Source organism: Streptomyces sp. NPDC006385 (assembly GCF_040612485.1).
GTDB lineage: Bacteria > Actinomycetota > Actinomycetes > Streptomycetales > Streptomycetaceae > Streptomyces.
On sequence record NZ_JBEXQG010000014.1, the window covers coordinates 49,590 to 67,806 of the forward strand.

The 18,217-nt window shown below is 71.3% G+C and carries 11 protein-coding genes; 10 read left to right on the forward strand and 1 reads right to left on the reverse strand.

The genetic code is table 11. The annotated features are described in order from the left end of the window. Nucleotides 1-21: 21 nt before the first annotated feature. From ABZ078_RS13810 to ABZ078_RS13855, 10 genes are all read left to right on the forward strand, one after another. Nucleotides 22-2,496 (forward strand): glycoside hydrolase family 2 TIM barrel-domain containing protein, encoded by a 2,475-nt coding sequence (locus ABZ078_RS13810; RefSeq protein WP_356574860.1) that lies wholly within the window; start codon nucleotides 22-24, stop codon nucleotides 2,494-2,496. Nucleotides 2,497-2,542: 46 nt separating this feature from the next. After that, nucleotides 2,543-4,654, forward strand: a complete 2,112-nt coding sequence (locus ABZ078_RS13815; protein WP_356574861.1) for a hypothetical protein — start codon at nucleotides 2,543-2,545, stop codon at nucleotides 4,652-4,654. A 109-nt stretch (nucleotides 4,655-4,763) separates the two neighbouring features. Continuing rightward, nucleotides 4,764-5,948 (forward strand): histidine kinase, encoded by a 1,185-nt coding sequence (locus ABZ078_RS13820; protein ID WP_356574863.1) that lies wholly within the window; start codon nucleotides 4,764-4,766, stop codon nucleotides 5,946-5,948. Further along, complete coding sequence (locus tag ABZ078_RS13825; protein ID WP_356574865.1) at nucleotides 5,936-6,592, forward strand: response regulator transcription factor; 657 nt, start codon at nucleotides 5,936-5,938, stop codon at nucleotides 6,590-6,592. Before ABZ078_RS13820 ends, ABZ078_RS13825 begins: the two co-directional genes overlap by 13 nt. Nucleotides 6,593-6,844: 252 nt before the next feature. Continuing rightward, nucleotides 6,845-9,070 carry an MMPL family transporter gene (locus tag ABZ078_RS13830; RefSeq protein WP_356574867.1) on the forward strand — a complete coding sequence of 742 codons (2,226 nt, stop codon included), beginning with the start codon at nucleotides 6,845-6,847 and terminating at the stop codon, nucleotides 9,068-9,070. Between the two features lie 274 nt (nucleotides 9,071-9,344). Next, on the forward strand, nucleotides 9,345-10,109 hold the full coding sequence (locus ABZ078_RS13835) for an SDR family NAD(P)-dependent oxidoreductase (RefSeq protein ID WP_356574869.1): 765 nt from the start codon (nucleotides 9,345-9,347) through the stop codon (nucleotides 10,107-10,109). 74 nt (nucleotides 10,110-10,183) lie between these two features. Then, the gene (locus tag ABZ078_RS13840) at nucleotides 10,184-12,577 is read left to right on the forward strand and encodes a glycoside hydrolase family 3 N-terminal domain-containing protein (protein WP_356574870.1); all 2,394 of its coding nucleotides are present in this window, start codon (nucleotides 10,184-10,186) and stop codon (nucleotides 12,575-12,577) included. 45 nt (nucleotides 12,578-12,622) lie between these two features. Then, the gene (locus ABZ078_RS13845; protein WP_356574872.1) at nucleotides 12,623-14,458 is read left to right on the forward strand and encodes an NAD(P)/FAD-dependent oxidoreductase; all 1,836 of its coding nucleotides are present in this window, start codon (nucleotides 12,623-12,625) and stop codon (nucleotides 14,456-14,458) included. A gap of 65 nt (nucleotides 14,459-14,523) precedes the next feature. Beyond that, nucleotides 14,524-16,080 (forward strand): hypothetical protein, encoded by a 1,557-nt coding sequence (locus ABZ078_RS13850; RefSeq protein ID WP_356575012.1) that lies wholly within the window; start codon nucleotides 14,524-14,526, stop codon nucleotides 16,078-16,080. An 87-nt stretch (nucleotides 16,081-16,167) separates the two neighbouring features. Continuing rightward, a complete protein-coding gene (locus ABZ078_RS13855; RefSeq protein WP_356574874.1) occupies nucleotides 16,168-17,139 on the forward strand; it encodes a LacI family DNA-binding transcriptional regulator in 972 nt (323 codons plus the stop codon). A 63-nt stretch (nucleotides 17,140-17,202) separates the two neighbouring features. On the opposite strand, the gene ABZ078_RS13860 is transcribed toward ABZ078_RS13855, so the two are convergent. Continuing rightward, a complete protein-coding gene (locus tag ABZ078_RS13860; RefSeq protein WP_356574876.1) occupies nucleotides 17,203-18,180 on the reverse strand; it encodes a LacI family DNA-binding transcriptional regulator in 978 nt (325 codons plus the stop codon). Between the last annotated feature and the right edge of the window lie 37 nt (nucleotides 18,181-18,217).

Sequence of the window (18,217 nt, forward strand, 5' to 3'; positions counted from 1 at the left end):
CCCTCACAGAGAGAAAGCCTCGTGATCCGAGTTACCTTCAACGACGGCTGGCGGTACCGGCCCAAGGTCAACCCGTTCGCCGAACTGTCCGGCCCTGCTGCCCCGTACACGGACGTGACACTCCCCCACGACGCGATGATCGGGCAGGACCGCGTCGCGCCGCACGGCGAGGCCACCAGGGAGGGCGGCGCCGGGGCCTACTTCCCCGGCGGCGTCTTCGAGTACCGCAAGACGTTCTTCGTCCCCGAGGAGCATCGTGGCCGGCGGATCCTCATCGAGTTCGAGGGCGTCTACCGCGACGCGACCGTGCACATCAACGGCGACTACGCCGGCCAACGCCCCTACGGGTACTCGCGCTTCCGCGTCGACGCCGACCGTTTCCTGCGCTACGGCCAGGACAACGAGATCCGCGTCGAGGCCCGGGCGCACGAGGACTCCCGCTGGTACACCGGCGCGGGCATCTACCGCGACACCTGGATGCTGACCGGCGAGGTGGTCCGCATCGCGCCCGACGGCGTCCGTGTCACCACCCCGGACATCGATGCCGAACGGGCGGTGGTCGAGGTCGCCACGACCGTGGAGAACGACTCGATCGCGATCCGCACGGTCGATGTCGTGACCGAGGTCCGTGACGCCGCCGGGACGGTGCTCGCCTCCGCCACGTCGAAGGTGACGGTGATGCCGGGCGAGCCCGCGACCGCCCGGCCGCGCCTGTACGTGCGCGATCCGGCGCTGTGGAGCACCGCCTCCCCCGCTCTGCACACCGCCGAGGTGGCCCTGAGGGAAGCAGGCGCCGAGGTGGACACCGAGACTGTCACCTTCGGCATCCGCTCCCTGCGGCTCGATCCACGGCACGGTCTGCGCGTGAACGGCGAGACCGTCAAGCTGCGCGGCGCCTGCGTGCACCACGACAACGGCCCCCTGGGAGCGGCCACTTTCGCCCGCGCGGAGGAACGCCGGGTGCAACTCCTCAAGGACGCCGGCTTCAACGCGATCCGCATGTCCCACCACCCGATGAGCAAGGCGATGCTGGACGCCTGCGACCGCGTCGGCATGCTCGTCGTGGACGAGGCGTTCGACATGTGGACGTCCGCCAAGAGCGGCTTCGACTACAGCCTGCACTTCCCGGAGTGGTGGGAGCGCGACATCGAGGCCATGGTCGCCAAGGATTTCAACCACCCCAGCGTGATCATGTACTCGATCGGCAACGAGATCCCCGAGGCCGGTACGGCCGTCGGGGCTGTGTGGGGGCGCAGGCTCGCCGAGAAGGTCCGTTCGCTGGACGGCACCCGCTACGTCACCAACGCCGTCAACAACATGCTGGCCGTCATGTCCGAACTCCCCGCCCTCATGCGGAAGGCGCGGGAGGCCAGCGGCGAGGCCACTGGTGGGGCCACCGGCGAGGGCGCCGGTATCAACACGCTCATGGCCGACGTGGGCGAGGCGATGAACGCCATCAGCGCCTCCCAGCTGGTCACCCACCGCACGGCAGAGTCGTACGGCGTGCTGGACGTCGCCGGCATGAACTACTCCGACAGCCGCTACGCCCTGGACCGCGACCTGTTCCCGGACCGGATCATCCTCGGCACCGAGACCTTCCCCACCCGCATCGACACCTACTGGCGTCTGGTCCGCCAACACGACCATGTCATCGGAGACTTCACCTGGACCGGCTGGGACTACCTGGGCGAGGTCGGCATCGGCCGCCCCCAGTACCTCACCCCCGAGAACCCCAAGCCCGCCCACGTGGCGGACCACCCCCACCTGACGGCCGACTGCGGCGACCTCGACATCACCGGCCACCGCCGCCCCGCCTCCTACTACCGGGAGATCGTCTTCGGCCTGCGTACGCAGCCCTACCTGGCCGTTCAGCGACCCCAGCACCACGGCAAGACCTTCGCGGGCATGCCGTGGGCCTGGACCGACAGCGTCGCCGGCTGGACCTGGCCCGGCCACGAGGGCCAACCGGTCACCGTCGAGGTCTACAGCGCCGCCGACGAGGTCGAACTGCTCGTCAACGGCCGCTCCGCGGGCCGGCTTCCAGTGGGTGAGGAGCACCGGTACCGTGCCGAGTTCGACACCGTCTACGAGCCGGGCGAACTGCTCGCGATCGCCTACCGCGGCGGCGTCGAGACCGGCCGCCACCTCCTGCGGTCCGCGACCGGCCCGGTGCAGCTGCGCGCACAGGCCGACCGGCCGGTCATCACCCCCGCCCACGGCGACCTGGCGTACGTCGCCCTCACCCTGACGGACGCGGACGGTACCCCGCACACCTCGGCCGACCGGGAAGTGACGGTGGAAGTCACGGGCGACGGCGTCCTGCAGGGCTTCGGCAGCGCCGCCCCCGCCACCGAGGAGCGGTTCGACACGACCGTACGCCGCACCTACCAGGGTCGCGCCCTGGCTGTTCTCCGTCCGACCGGTATCGGCAAGATCCACCTTCGTGCCACCGCCCCGGGCTGCGAACCGGTCGAGACAGTGATCGGCGTCGAGTGAAACCCCACCGGAACACCCCGCGCAAGGGCGACAGGAGCAACAACCGATGATCGACCGAAAGTCCGTGGTCCGGCGCCACACCGTCGAACTGACCCGCCCCGACCCTTCGCACGCCCTGACGGTCGGCAACGGCGACTTCGCCTACACCGCCGACATCACCGGCATGCAGACCTTCACCGCCTACCACGACCAGGCCACCGCCCGGTCCGAGGGCCGGCTGGCCGTCAACACCGCGACGATGTCGACATGGGGCTGGCACGCGATGCCCAACCCCGAGGGCTTCGAGCTCGCCGACGCGATGTCCACCTACGACACGGCCCGCGGGCCCGTCCAGTACCCCGACAAGTTCGACATGATGGCCGCGTTCGGCGGTCAGGTGGCCGACGAGTACCGGGCCGGCACCTGGCTCAACGGCAACCCCCACCGTCTCGATCTCGGCAGCATCGGGCTTCTCCTCCGCCCGAGCGCGGACGCCGCCGCAGAGACCGACCCCGCCGTGCTCACGAACCCCCGACAGCGTCTCGACCTGTGGACGGGCGTGCTCACCAGCGTCTTCGAGTACGCCGGACACGAGGTGCGGGTCACCACGGTCGCCGACCCGCACCACTCCCGGGTCGCCTTCCGCATCGAGTCCGACCTGCTCACGGACGGCCGGGCGGCCGTCGCCATCCGCTTCCCCTACGCCAGCGACGGCTTCTTCCAGACCTCCGACTGGACCGCACCCGACCGGCACCGCACGACCCTGGACGTCCTAGACGAGCGGACCTGCACCTTCCACCGAGCACTCGACGACACGTCGTACGGCATACGGCTCGACTGGTCGACGCGCGGCCGGGTGGTGGCGACCGGTGCACCGCACGAGTACGTCCTGTCGGCCCCCGTCGGCACCCTGGAACTCGTGGCCGGCTTCTCTCCGGGCGACGCAGGAGAGTGCGGACGGGGCTCATTCGACTCGATCCGCGCCGCGGCGGAGGTGTGGTGGCGCTCCTTGTGGACCTCGGGCGCGGCGATCGACCTCTCGGGCAGCACGGATGTGAGGGCGCAGGAGCTGGAACGCCGGGTAGTGCTCTCGCAGTACCTGACCGCGGTGAACTGCTCCGGCACGCTGCCGCCCCAGGAAACGGGTCTGGTCACCAACTCCTGGCACGGCAAGTTCCACTTGGAGATGCATTTCTGGCACGCCGCGCACTTCGCCGTGTGGGGGCGCCCCGAACTCCTCGAACGCAGCCTGGAGTGGTACCTGTCCGTCCTCGACACGGCACGTGACACCGCGCGGCGGCAGCAGTACGAGGGGGCCCGCTGGCCCAAGCAGGTCGGGCCGGACGGCCGCGAGAGCCCGTCCGAGATCGGATCCCTGCTCGTCTGGCAACAGCCGCACCCCCTCTACCTGCTCGAACTCCTCCACCGTGGCCGTGACGAAGAATCGCGCGAGGAACTGGTCGAGCGCTTCGCCGAGCTGGTCGAGGAGACTGCCCGCTTCATGGCCTCGTTCGTCGAGGACCGCGGCGGCAGCTACCACCTGCCCGCCCCGCTCGTGCCGGCGCAGGAGTTCTACGACGCCAAGTCCACGGAGGACCCCACGTTCGAGCTGGCCTACTGGTGGTGGGGCCTGGAGATCGCCCAGCGGTGGCGCGAACGCCTGGGGCTGCCGCGGCACGACGAGTGGGGACGCGTTCAGGACCACTTGGCGCGGCCTCACACGTCTGACGGTGTCTACACGGCGATCGCGACGCAGCCGTACCTCCGGCGCGATGACCATCCCTCGATGCTGTGCGCTCTCGGCGTCGTCCCTGCGAACCCGCTCATCGATGCGGCGACCATGGAGCGGACTCTTCTCGACGTCCGCGAGGACTGGGACTGGAACAGCGCCTGGGGCTGGGACTTCCCCGTCATGGCGATGACCGCGACCCGACTCGGCCGTCCCGACCTGGCCGTCGACATGTTGCTCATGAACATGCCGAAAAACCAGTACGCACCGACCGGCCACACGCCGCAGCTCGGCAGCCTCCTGCCCATCTACCTTCCCTCCAACGGCGCCCTCCTCGCCGCCGTGTCCCTCATGGTCGCGGGCTGGGACGGCGCCGAGGACGACGTGCCCGGCTTCCCGAGGGACGGCAGCTGGACGATCCGGCACGAGGGCTTCACCGCCTGGCCGTGACCGGAGCAGAGTCCCACTCACGAACACCCTCATGGTGTAGCCGGCTCCACCATGAGGGCGGTGGCCTGCTCTCCCGTATGTCCGGAAAGGGCCGCCTAGGGTGAGTGGCATGTGCAAGACGTCGGCCAGAGCTGCCCTGGCCACCGTGCAGCTGGCCAGGTCGGTGGCCATGACCTTCGGGCTGTATCTCTTCGTCTGCGTGCTGCAGATCGCGGTGATCGGCACGCTGGTGGTGGTCGGTGCCTGGCTGTTGCCCGAGACCGTGCTGCTGATCCGCCGGATCGCCGGCGCCAAGCGCAAGCAGGCCGCCCGCTGGAGCGGCCGGGAGATCCCGGAGGCGTACCGGCCCATCACCGGCAGCCTGCGCGAGCGCCTGCGGGCCGCGGTGCGCGACCCCGGCACGCTGGTCGACCTGCGCTGGATGGCCGCTTGTTACGTCTACGGCTGGCTCGGCCTGCTGGCCGTGCCACTGTGGGCGGTCGGTGTCGTCGTCGACGGCGTCTGGTGCGGCCTGCTGCGCCGGGAGGCGGTCGTACTGCCGCTGATCGTGCGGCTGGCCGACCTGGACGCACGGTGGTCGGCGGCACTGCTCCGGCCCGCCCCCAACGCGCTGCTCGCGGCACGGGTCGAGGAGCTGACCCAGACCCGGGCGGGTGCCATCGCGGCACACGAGGCGGAACTGCGCCGCATCGAGCGGGACCTGCACGACGGCGCGCAGGCCCGCCTGGTCGCTCTGTCCATGCGGATCGGCCTCGCCAAACGGGCCTACGACCAGCGGCCCGAGGTCGCCCGCGGACTCCTCGACGACGCGCAGGAGCAGGCCGAGGCCGCACTGACCGAGCTGCGGCAGGTGGTGCGCGGCATCCACCCGCCGATCCTGTCCGACCGCGGCCTGGTCGGTGCCGTCCGGGCTCTCGCGGCCGGCAGCGGTCTCGATGTGACGGTACGGGTGGACGGACTGGATGACGGTGGGCCCAGGGCCCCGGCCGCGGTCGAGTCCGCCGCGTACTTCGCCGTCGCCGAGGCCCTGACCAACGCCGCCAAACACAGCGGTTCACCGCGGGCGACCGTCCGCCTCGAACGTCTGCGCACCGGCCTGCGGGCCGTCGTCCAGGACGAGGGGCTGGGCGGCGCTGGGGGCACCGCCCAGGCATTCGGCTCTGGGGGAGATGCCGGCGGCACTGGACTGCTCGGCATCCGCCGCCGGGTCGCCGCACTGGACGGCACGGTGACGGTGACCAGCCCTGTGGGGGGACCTACCATGATCGTCGTGGAGTTGCCGTGCGTGTGGTGATCGCTGAAGACAATGCCCTGTTGCGCGAGGGTCTCGTGCTGCTGCTCACTTCGTCGGGCCACGACGTCGTGGCCGTGGCCGCCGCGGAGCCGGAGATCCTGCCCGCGCTCCTTGAGCACCGCCCGGACGTGGCCGTACTCGATGTGCGCATGCCGCCTGGGTTCCGCGACGAGGGCCTGCGTGCCGCCCTCGCCGCCCGTGAACGGATCCCCGGGCTGCCGGTGCTGGTGCTGTCGCAGTACGTCGAGGAGTCCTACGCGGCCGAGCTGCTGAGCGGTGGCGGCAGCGGAATCGGCTATCTGCTCAAGGACCGGGTGGGCCGGGTGGAGGAGTTCCTCGACGCGCTGGAGCGGGTGGCGGCCGGTGGCACGGCCCTCGATCCCGAGGTGGTGACCGAACTGCTCACCAAGCGCCGGAACTCGCCGCTCGACTCGCTCACCCCCCGGGAACGCGAGGTGCTGAAGCTCATGGCCGAGGGGCACGACAACACGACCATCGCCGAGACGCTCGTGGTGACGGAACGGTCCGTCAGCAAGCACATCGGCAACGTCTTCCTCAAACTGGGCCTGCCACCCAGCGACATTGGTCACCGCCGGGTCCTGGCCGTCCTGACGTACCTGAAAGCCCTGCCGACCGTCGACTGAACACTCCTCCCCACGCACGACCGCCGCCTGCCGCACCCCGGCAGGCGGCGGTCGTGCGCTGCGCCACCGGCGCGGCTCAGCTGGTGTAGCGGGCTACACCATCGATTCGGGAGTGCACTCCCTCGTGAGGACCGGCCGCGAACGGGATCGTGGAACACATCGAGGCACGCCTCCGGATCCGCCCGCGGCGGAACGGAGAGACGCCTCGCGTCCCCCGTGTTCCGCACCTCTATGTGGAGGCTCTCTCCCGCCATGGCAACTTTCCTGTACAACCTGGGCCGCGCGGCCTTCCGGTGGCGAAAGCTCGTCACCCTCGCGTGGATCGCGATCATGGTCGCCGTCGGCCTGGCCGCGGCCAAGGCGCCGGCGGCACCCGACGACGGGTTCGCCATGCCGGGCATCGAGTCGCAGAAGGCGCTCGACCTGCTGGAGGAGCGGTTCCCCGACTCCGGTGCCGACGGTGCCACCGCTCGCGTCGTGTTCGTCGCCCCGAACGGCGACAAGGTCACGGCGAGCGAGAACAAGAAGACGATCGAAGCGTTCGTCCACGAGGCGGCCGACGGCTCACAGATAGCTTCCGTCGCGGACCCCTTCACGACGAAGGCGGTCAGCGAGGACGGCTCCGTCGCCTACGCGACCGTGACCTTCACCGCGGACTCCGGCGACCTCACCGACGCCGGCAAGAAGCACCTGGAAACGGCGATCGACCACGCCAAGGACGGCTCGCTGACGGTCGAGGTCGGCGGAAACGCGCTGGAGACCCAGCCGTCCGCGGGCGGCTCGGCCGAGGCGATCGGCATCGGCATCGCCGCCGTCGTGCTGCTGATCACCTTCGGCTCCCTCGCCGCCGCCGGGCTGCCCCTGCTGACCGCGATCATCGGCGTCGGCATCAGCATGGCCGCCATCATCGCGCTGGGCAGCACGTTCGGCCTGTCCCTCACCTCCGGCACCCTCGCCTCGATGCTGGGGCTGGCCTGCGGTATCGACTACGCCCTGTTCGTCGTCTCCCGCTTCCGGGAGGAACGCGCCAAGGGCCACACCCCCGCCGAGGCCGCCGGGCTCGCCGTCGGCACCGCCGGGTCGGCCGTCGTCTTCGCCGGCCTGACCGTCGTCATCGCCCTGGCCGGCCTGTCGGTGGTGGGCATCCCGATGCTGGCCAAGATGGGACTGACCGCGGCCGGCGCGGTGCTCATCGCCGTCCTCATCTGCCTGACCCTGGTACCCGCCCTCCTCGGGTTCTGGCCCAACGCCGTCCTCTCCCGCGCCTTCCGCAAGAACACCCGCAAGGCCAAGCGCACCGACGCAACAACCACCGAGGACAACCACGGCACCCGCTGGGCCCGGCTCGTCGTACGCCGCCCCCTGCCTGTGCTCCTGCTGGGCGTAGTGGGCCTGGGAGCGCTCGCGGTCCCGGCGGCGGACCTCCAACTGGGCATGCCCGGCGCCGAGTCCAAGCCCACCTCGACGACCGAGCGGCGCGCCTACGACGCCCTCGCCGACGGCTTCGGCCCCGGCTTCAACGGCCCCCTGACCATTGTGGTCGACACCAAGGGATCCGCCGATCCCAAGGCCGCCGTGGCCACCGTCACCAAGGAAATCGCCGCGACCGACGGCATCGTGTCCGTCTCCCCGGCCAACTTCAACCAGGCCGGCGACACCGCGGTGCTGTCCGCCACTCCGGCCACCAGCCCCACCGACGCAGCCACGATGGACCTCGTCCAGACCATCCGCGACGAACGCCCCGCCGTCGAGCGGCAGGCCGGGGCGAGCTACGAGGTCACCGGCAGCACCGCGATGAACATCGACGTCGCCGAGAAGTTCCAGTCCGCCCTCGTCCCCTACCTGATCACCGTGGTCGGCCTGGCCATCGTGCTGCTGATGCTGGTGTTCCGCTCGATCCTGGTGCCGCTGAAGGCGGCCCTCGGCTACCTGCTGTCGGTCCTCGCCGCCCTCGGCACCGTCGTCCTGGTCTTCCAGCACGGCTACGGCGCCGAACTGCTCGGCCTGGAGACCACCGGCCCCATCATGAGCATGATGCCGATCTTCCTGGTGGGCATCGTCTTCGGACTCGCCATGGACTACGAGGTCTTCCTCGTCTCCCGCATCCGCGAGGCTTACGTCCACGGCGACCGGCCCGGACAGGCGGTGGTCTCCGGCTTCCGCACCAGCGCCCGTGTCGTGGTCGCCGCCGCCCTCATCATGATCGCCGTCTTCTCCGGCTTCATCGGCTCCGGCGAGTCCATGATCAAGACGATCGGTTTCGGACTGGCCGCCGCGGTCCTCTTCGATGCCTTCATCGTCCGCATGGCGATCGTCCCGGCCGTCCTCGCCCTGCTCGGCGACCGCGCCTGGCACCTGCCGGCCTGGCTGGACCGACTGCTGCCGAACGTCGACGTCGAGGGAGAGGCGCTCACCCGCAAGCACACCGCTCCCGCGACGGAGACCCGGCACGAGGCGGCCACGTCGCTCAGTCGGTAACCGTACGACCCGGTGGCCGCCTCTCCTGGCGGCCACCGGGTGCGGGGCGCTGAAGCGGCAGCGCCCCGCACCCGTCGTACCCGTGGGGACGGGGAGCGGCGGGTCCCGGGTCCGGCGGCACCCGCCTTGTCCGCCGCCGGACCCGGCAGTCCTCGAACGTCCGCCCGTTGCTTGATCGTGATGAGGCGGCGTCTTGCATGGGGCGGCTATCTTCGGTTGGCTGCTAACGCGCATCAGTAACGCGCATTATCACTCTTAGAAGCAGGAGGGCCGCATGGCCACCGGACTCACCGGAAGCAGCGTCGTGGTGACGGGTGCGGCCTCGGGCATCGGGCGAGCCACCGCGCTGCGCTTCGCGCACGAAGGCGCGAACGTGCTCGTGGCCGACCTGAACGCCGACGGCGCCGAAGAGGTCGCCAAGCGAATCGAGGACGTTGGGGGCAAGGCACGGGTGGTGGCGGGCGACCTCAGCGACCCGCGGGTGGTGGACGCGGTCGTGAACGCGGCCGTCGAGAGCTTCGGCTCGCTCGACGTCCTGGTGAACAACGCCGGGGTCATGGACCGGATGTCGGCCCTGGGCGAGACGGACGACGCCGAGTGGGAGCGGGTCATCCGGATCAACCTCACCGCGCCGTTCCTCCTCACGCGCGCCGCGCTCCCCCACATGCTCGGCGCCGGGCGCGGCTCGATCGTCTTCACCGCCTCCGGGGCGAGCCTGCGCGGCGGCGCGGCCGGGGCCGCCTACACCGCGTCCAAGCACGGGGTCGTGGGCCTGGTGAAGAGCCTGGCCGTGATGTACCGCAAGCAGGGCATCCGCGCCAACGCCGTCGCGCCCGGCCCCACCACGACCGGTATCCAGGTCGACGCCCGCCCCGACGCGCACGGTCCGGCAGTGGTGGGTCAGCTGATCGGCGCGAACATCGGGCGGCTGGGCTCCGCGGAGGAGCAGGCGGCCGCCATCGTGTTCCTCGCCTCGGACGACGCGGCCTTCGTCAACGGCGCCGTCCTGCCGGCCGACGACGGCTGGTCCGCCGTCTGATCCGGCCACCCCCACCCGGCCCTTCCGCGCCGACACCGCCCCGCCCACGCCTTCTTCGAACAGGAGCCGCACCGATGACGACCCTCCCCGACCCGGACGCCATCAAGTCCCTCGTCTCGCGTCTGACCGTCGAGCAGAAGATCGCTCAGGTCACAGGATTCGCCGTCACCGACCTCTTCGTCCCCGGCGGGGACGCGGGCTTCCAGCTTGCTCCGAGCCGGCTGTCCGAACTGCGGCCGCACGGCGTGGGCCACCTGTCCCTGAGCTGGTACCTCGGCCGGGACGCGGACGGTCTGAAGTCCGCGCTGGACGGCATCCAGCAGGCCGTGCGGGAGGTGAGCCCCTTCGGCATGGGCGCGCTCGTGCACAACGAGGCCATCAACGGCTTCCTGCACCCCTGCGCCGAGCAGTTCCCCACCGCCTGGGCGCAGGCAGCGACCTGGAACCCCGCCCTGACCGAGCGGATCGCCGCCGGCGCGGCGGCCGACATGCGCCGCACCGGCGTCCACCTCGCGTTCGCTCCCGTCATGGACCTGAACCGGGACCCGCGCTGGGGCCGGGTCCACGAGACCTACGGCGAGGACCCGGAACTCGCCGCGCGGTTCTCCGTGGCGTTCGTGCGCGGCATCCAGGACGAGGACGGCGGGGCGAGCACCCTCGCGGTGGGCAAGCACTTCCTCGGGTACGGGGCCTCGGAGGGCGGCCTCAACCAGGCCACCACCCAGCTGGGCCGCCGCGCCCTGGTCGACGACTACGCCGAGCCCTTCCGACGCGCCATCGCCGAGGCCGGCCTGTACGGCGTCATGAACTCCTACAACGACATCGACGGCCTGCCCGTGGCCGCCAACCGCTGGGTGCTGACCGAACTGCTGCGTGAGCAGCTCGGGTTCGAGGGGCTGGCCGTCAGCGACTACGACTCCGTCAACCTGCTGCGGCACGTCTTCCACACGGCCACGACCCCCGGCCGGGCCGGTGCCCAGGCCATCGCGGCGGGTCTGGACGTCGAACTGCCGGGCGACACCAACTACTCCCACCTGGCCGAGGAGATCGAGGCCGGACGCCTCGACGAGAGCCTGCTCGACCAGGCCGTGACCCGGGTCCTCACGGTCAAGGCCCGTCTGGGCCTCATCCCGGACGTCCGGACGCAGCGGCCGGCACAGCCCGCCGGGCCCGAGCCGACCGAGGCCGCACAGGTGCGCCGTACCGTCGCGGCCGAAAGCCTGGTACTGCTCCAGAACGACGGAACCCTGCCGTTGCCGCCGCAGGGCCTGACCATCGCCGTCGTCGGACCAGCCGCCGACGACCTCCGCGTCCACTTCGGCGCCTACACCTCGGTGGCCCACGACGAGGTGCCGACGGGCATGCGCGCCCTGAAGGAGGGCCGGGTGCCCGGCGTGGACCCCGCCACCTTCGTCTTCACCGACATCTTCCAGGCACGCTTCCCCAGCGACGACTCCGTCTTCGCGGGCATCACCCGGAGCCTGCACCCCGACGCCCCCACCGTCCTCGACGCGCTGCGAGACCGTACTGACTCCGTCATCCACGTGCCGCTGGGCTCCTTCGAGGACGGCGGACCGCTCGAAGCGGAGGCCGTGGCCGCCGCCGTGGCCGACGCCGACGCGGTCGTCGCCATGGTGGGTGAACGCACCGGGTGGGTCGGCAACAACACCGCCGGCGAAGGCCAGTCGACGGCCCACCCGAGGCTGCCCGGCAACCAGGAGCAGCTCCTGGAACTGCTCGGCCGGACCGGCAAGCCGCTGGTGACGGTCGTGGTGTCCGGCCGCCCGCTGGTGCTCACGCAGGCGGCTCGGGTCTCCCGCGCCGTCCTGCTCGCGCCCCTGCTGGGAGAAGCGGCCGCCGAGGCCGTCGCGGACTGTCTGCTCGGCGGCATCAACCCGAGCGGCAAACTGCCCAGCACCTTCCCCCGCGACATCGGCCAGCTCCCCCTGTACCACGGCCACCTGTTCGGCAGCGGCTACGCCCACCCGACCGGCACCCGGCACGGCTACAACGACCTTTCCGACGTCACCCCTCTGTACGCCTTCGGCCACGGCCTGTCCTACAGCACGTTCGACGTGACCTTCGACGACACGGACGGGCCGGCCGTCGAGCAACACAGGGACCGCATCCGCGCCCGGTTCCGGGTGACCAACACCAGTGACGTGGCCGGCACGGCCGTGCTCCAGATGTACGCCCGTGACGAGGACGCGAGCGTCGTACGGCCCGTGCGCCGCCTGCTCGCCTTCGCCCGCGTCCCACTGGCGGGCGGGAGGAGCACGAGCCTGCTGCTGGAGGCACCAGTGGAGCGACTCTTCTACACCCTGCCCGACGGACGTCGCGGGCTGGAATCCGGTGACGTCACGATCATGGGCGCCTTCGCGAGCGACGACATCCGGTGTGCCGCCACCATTGTCGTGACGGGAACGGACCGGCCCGGGACGGACGCGTCGCTGCCGTACGACAGTTGAGGCATCGGCAGGCTCACCCCCACCCCAGAAGGAGATGAGGACACCTTGCCCACCCCCCACGACCCGGTCCGCCCCGAGGCGCTCGGCATCGACCTGGACGCGCTGCGCGCCCGCTACCGGGCAGAGCGCGACCGCCGCATCCGGCCGGACGGCCGCGGCCAGTACCGCAGCACCACAGGAGAGTTCGGCTACTACGACGAAGACCCCTACGCCGACCGGGACCACACCCGCGAACCACTGACCGACCGGGTCGAGGTCGTCATCGTCGGCGGCGGTCTGGGCGGCCTCATCGCCGGCGCCCGGCTGCGGCAGGCCGGCGTGGCGTCGATCCGCGTGATCGAGAAGGGCGGGGACTTCGGCGGCACCTGGTACTGGAACCGCTACCCCGGCATCCACTGCGACATCGAGTCGTACGTCTACATGCCCCTGCTGGAAGAGGTCGGCTACGTCCCGCGGTGGAAGTACGCCCCCGGCGAGGAGATCCGCGAGCACGCGCGCGCCGTCGGACGGCACTTCGACCTCTACCGCGACGCCTGCTTCCAGACCTCGGCGACCGAACTGCGCTGGGACGAGGCCGAGTCGGAGTGGATCGTCGCCACCGACCGCGGCGACCGCATCCGGTCCCGCTACGTGATCGCCTCCACCGGCACCCTCAGCCAGGCCAAGCTGCCCGGCATCCCGGGCATCGAGACGTTCCGGGGCCATACCTTCCACACCAGCCGCTGGGACTACGCCTACACCGGCGGCGACGCGAACGGGAACCTGCACGAACTCGCCGACAAACGCGTGGCCCTCATCGGAACCGGCGCCACCGCCATCCAGGTCGTCCCGCACCTCGGCGCCGACGCGCAGCACCTGTACGTGTTCCAGCGCACGCCGTCCTCCGTCGACGTACGCGCCAACCGGCCCACCGACCCCGACTGGGCCGGCTCGCTGCAGCCCGGCTGGCAGCGGCACCGCATGGAGAACTTCCTCAAGGTGGTCACGGGCGTCCCGGCGGACGAGGACCTCGTGAGCGACGGCTGGACCAGCAGCGCCCGACTCTTCGAGAAGCTCATCCCGACCAACAGCTACGCGGACGTCCCGGCCGAGGATCGCGAACGGGCCTACGAGCTCGCCGACGCCCAGAAGATGCACGAGATCCGCGCCCGCGTGGACGCCCTCGTCGACGATCCCCACACAGCTGAGCTCCTCAAGCCGTGGTACCGCTACATGTGCAAGCGGCCCACCTTCAGCGACCACTACCTCCAGACGTTCAACCGGCCCAACGTCACCCTCGTCGACACGGCGGACACGCACGGCGTGGAGCGCATCACGCACAACGCGGTCGTCGTCGGTGACCGGGCGTACGAGGTCGACTGCATCATCTTCGCCACCGGCTTCGACGTCGGCGTCTCCGGCATCCTCTCCGGGCGGCTGCCGGTGTACGGCCGTGACGGCCTCGCCCTCATGGACGCCTGGAAGCAGGGCCCGAAGACCCTCCACGGCTTCTACAGCCACGGCTTCCCCAACTTGTTCCAGCTCGGCCCCATGCAGAACGCCAGCGCCGTCAACTACGTGCACATCCTGGAGGAACAGGCCGCCCACGTCACCGAGGTCATCGCGGCGGCCCGCACACGGCAGGCACGGTACGTCGAACCCACACCCGAGGCCGTGGAGGAATGGGTCGCCGCGATCCGCGAGAAGTCGGCGGACCTGCACGCGTTCCAGGCCGAGTGCACACCCGGCTACTACAACAACGAGGGCATGCCGAGGGAACGCAACGAGTCCTTCGGGGACGGGCCGGTCGCCTTCCACGCCCTGCTGCGCGACTGGCGTGCGCAAGGCGGGATGGACGACGTCCTCGTAGAGCCCGGCACCGCGCGGGAGGCCGGCTCGTGACGCGACAGCACCCCAGCCGCTTCGGCCCGGCCGGTACCGAGCCACCCCGCAGTACCCGCTGGGACATCACCCGGCTCACCTCACCGAGCCCGCTGTGGGGGTCGAACGGCGTCGCGTTCGGCCCCGACGGGCGGCTGTACGTGGCACAGTTCCTCGCCGGGCAGATCAGCGCCGTGGACATCGCCACCGGCGACATCGAGGTGGTCGTCCCGATGGGCGGGCCCGTGCAGTCGCCGGACGACCTGGCCTTCGGCGCGGACGGGTCCATGTACATCGCCGACCTGGTTCCCGGCCGGGTCTGGCGGCGCAGCCCCCAGGGCGCGTACACGCTCGTCTCCGACCAGGTGCGGGTACCCAACGGCATCACATGCCTGGGTGACCGCCTCTTCGTCAACGAGATGCGGATGAACGGCCGGCTGCTGGAGATCTTCCCCGACGGCCGCGACCCCGTCGTTCTCACCGAGGGGCTCGCCCTGGGCAACGCCATGCAGATCGGCCCCGACGGCTGCCTGTACTACCCGCACATGGTGACGAACGACGTATGGCGCATCCCGCCCGACGGCGGCGTGCCGGAACAGGTCGCGGAGGGGGTCCACGAACCCGTGGCGGTCCGTTTCGACCGGGAGGGAGTCCTGACGGTCCTCTCGCGCGGCGAGGCCGGCATCGTCACCCGCATCGACCTGCACGGCACGGGCGCCCGCTCCCTCGTCACCAGCGGCGTCACGGGCCTGGACAACGCCGCTTTCGACGCCGAGAACCGCATGTTCGTCTCCAGCTTCGCCACCGGCGGCGTCACCGAGATGCACCCCGACGGCCGGATCCGGGACATCGTGCCGCGCGGGCTCGACGGCCCGTACGGCATCACCGTCGACCTCGGCGGCAGGGTGTACGCGGCCGACCACTACCGCCTGGCGGAAGTCGACCCAGGCAGCGGTCCCGCCCACGGGCGCACCCTCAGGCATCTGCGGCTGGTGCACGGAGTCACCGCCGACGACGGGCTCCTGCACACCACCTCGCAGTACGGAGAGGTCACGACGTACGACCCCGGCACCGGAACCACACGGACCCGGGCGACAGGGCTGGACCAGCCCATGGGCGTCACGGTGGGCCCCGGCGGCCGTGTCGTGGTCGCCGAGGCGGGCGCCGGGCGGGTCCTGGCCGTCGACGCACAGGACACCGTCACCGTTCTCGCCGAAGGACTCCTCCACCCGGTCGACGTGACGTACGACGCCGACGGCCACTGTTACGTGAGCGACGACGTCCTCGGTGCCGTGCTCAGGCTCGACGCCGAGGAGACGGTGACCGTGGCGGACGGGCTGGATGCCCCGCAGGGGCTGGCGGTGCTGGGCGAGGAACTGTTCGTCGTCGAGACGGCCGCCCGCCGTCTGAGCGCCGTCTCCTTGCACACCGGGGCACAGCGGGTGGAGGCCGAGGACCTCGCGGTCGGCCCGCCGCCGGGCGTGACCCGCGCCGACCCCGCCCTGTTCGCCCACGGCATGCCCGGCGCCCCGCGCCTCTTCGCCGGGCTGACCGCGGCCCCGGACGGCACGCTGCTGCTGTCGGCCAACGGCGAGGGCACGGTCCTGCGGCTGCGACCGCGGGTGCCTGACGAGCAGGAGTAACGCGCCTCAGCAGGGGACAGCACCGGCCACGGCCGACAAGGTACCGTCACAGGTGACGACTACCGCTGCCCCGAGTGATGAGAGGCCATGAGGCAGGTTGCCAAGCGCGTCACCAGTGCGGACGTGGCGAAGGAAGCCGGTGTGTCCCGCACGACCGTGAGTTTCGTGCTGAACGACCGCCCCGGGCACGCGATCCCAGAGGAGACCAGGGAGCGTGTCCTCGAAGCGGCACGCCGACTCAAGTACCGGCCGCACGCCTCCGCGCGGGCTTTGGCCGCGGGGCACAGTGACATCGTGCTGCTGGCGCTGCCCGACATGCCGATCGGTGACGGTGTCAGCCGGTTCGCCGAGGAGTTGGCCGCCGCTCTGGCCGATCGCGGCCTGACCCTGGTCGCCCACGCGGGCGCGGACGACCGCTCGCTCCAGGACGTCTGCGCGGCCGTCGACGCCTCGGCCGTCATCGGACTCGGCGCCTTCGACCAGGCGACCGTCCAGGCCCTGCGCGCTGCGGGTGTCAAGGTGGTCATCCCCAGTGACGGCAACGCCCCGTCCATGCGGCACGTCGGCCGGCTCCAGGCCGAGCACCTCATCGCACGCGGGCACCGGCGCCTCGGCTACGCCATGCCCACCCACCCCAGCCACCTCCCCATGGCGCGGCACCGGCTCCAGGGCGTCACCGACGCGTGCGCGGCCGCCTCGCTGCGGCATCCCGTGGTCATCGACGTGGAACTGGAGGTGGTGGCGGCGGAGCGGGCCGTGCGGCAGTGGACGTCCCACTCGGTGACCGGCGTGTGCGCGTTCAACGACGAGACGGCACTGGCCGTCCTGGCGGGCGCCCGGGTAGCGGGTGTCGAGGTACCGCGGGGCCTCGCCGTCGTGGGTGCCGACGACATACCGACCGCCGCGCTGTCGCTGCCGCCGCTCACTACCGTCTCCTTCGACCTGCGGGAAGCCGGACGCCAGCGGGCGGAGGCGGTGGCGTCCACGCTCGCCGGACGCGCCCCCGCGCCCGGCGCCGCCCCGGTGGGGCCCGAGCTGATCGGGCGCGCGTCGAGTTGACGCGGCGGGGCCGCCACCGGTGGCGCGAGGCCCGGCTTCGCCGCGGCGGCGGGCACAGACCGCTCAGGCGGACCGGCGTACCAGGAGATGAGGACCGGCCGTGAGCGGGTTCAACTCCGCGTCCTCGCCGTCGAGTCCGGCAGCCACCACTTCCGCCAGTCGGCCTCCCGCCGCACCGAGGTCGAAGGCGATGGTGGTGAGGGGTGGGGCGGCCAGCCGGGCGACGGGAATGTCGTCCACACCCACGACCGCGAGATCATCAGGTGCGGTCAGACCGTGCGCGTGGAGGCCGGCCAGGACAGCGATCGCGATCTCGTCGTTGTAGGCGCACACGCCCGTGACGGACTGCCGACGCCATACGTCGACGGCCCGCGCCGCCCCCACGCGGTCGAGCCCGGTGGGCTGTGCGACGGCCGGGTCGGCACCACGCTCCGCGCACACCTCCAGGACCCCGCGGAGCCGCTCCTCGGCCGACCACCGAAGCGCCTGCCGCTCGGGCAGGGCGTAACCGATGTGTCGATGGCCCTGGTCGAGGAGGTGACGGGCCTGGAGTCGCCCGATCTCCTTCTGGGGCGGGGAGAGGTCCGCACCGACGGCGAGGACAAGGTCCACCCCTACGTGGTGGAGGGCCTCGGCGGTCTGCTCGTCGAACGGCTCCAGACCGACCACCGCGGACGCGTCCACCGCGGCACTCACGTCCTCCAGCGGTCGGGCGTCCGATGCGGCGAGGTGGGTCACCAGGGTCAGGCCCCGAGTGGCGAGTGAGGAGCCGAAGTGCTCGATGAAGCTCGACACGCTGGGACTGATGGGCATTCCGGACAGGGCGAGGAGCACCACGTTGCTGCGGCCGGCCGCGAGAGTTCGGGCCGACCCGCGCAGCCGGTAGTTGAGCTGCCTGGCCGCTTCGAGGACCCGGCGCCGGGTGTCCGTGGGGATGCGCTGACCGGGTTTGTCGTTCAGTACGAGGCTCACCGTCGTCTGGGACACACCGGCAGCGCGCGCCACGTCGGTGCTCGTGATCCGCTTGGCAGGGGGCTTCATCGGTCCTCGTCGTGATGGACGGCGCCGCTTTACCGAT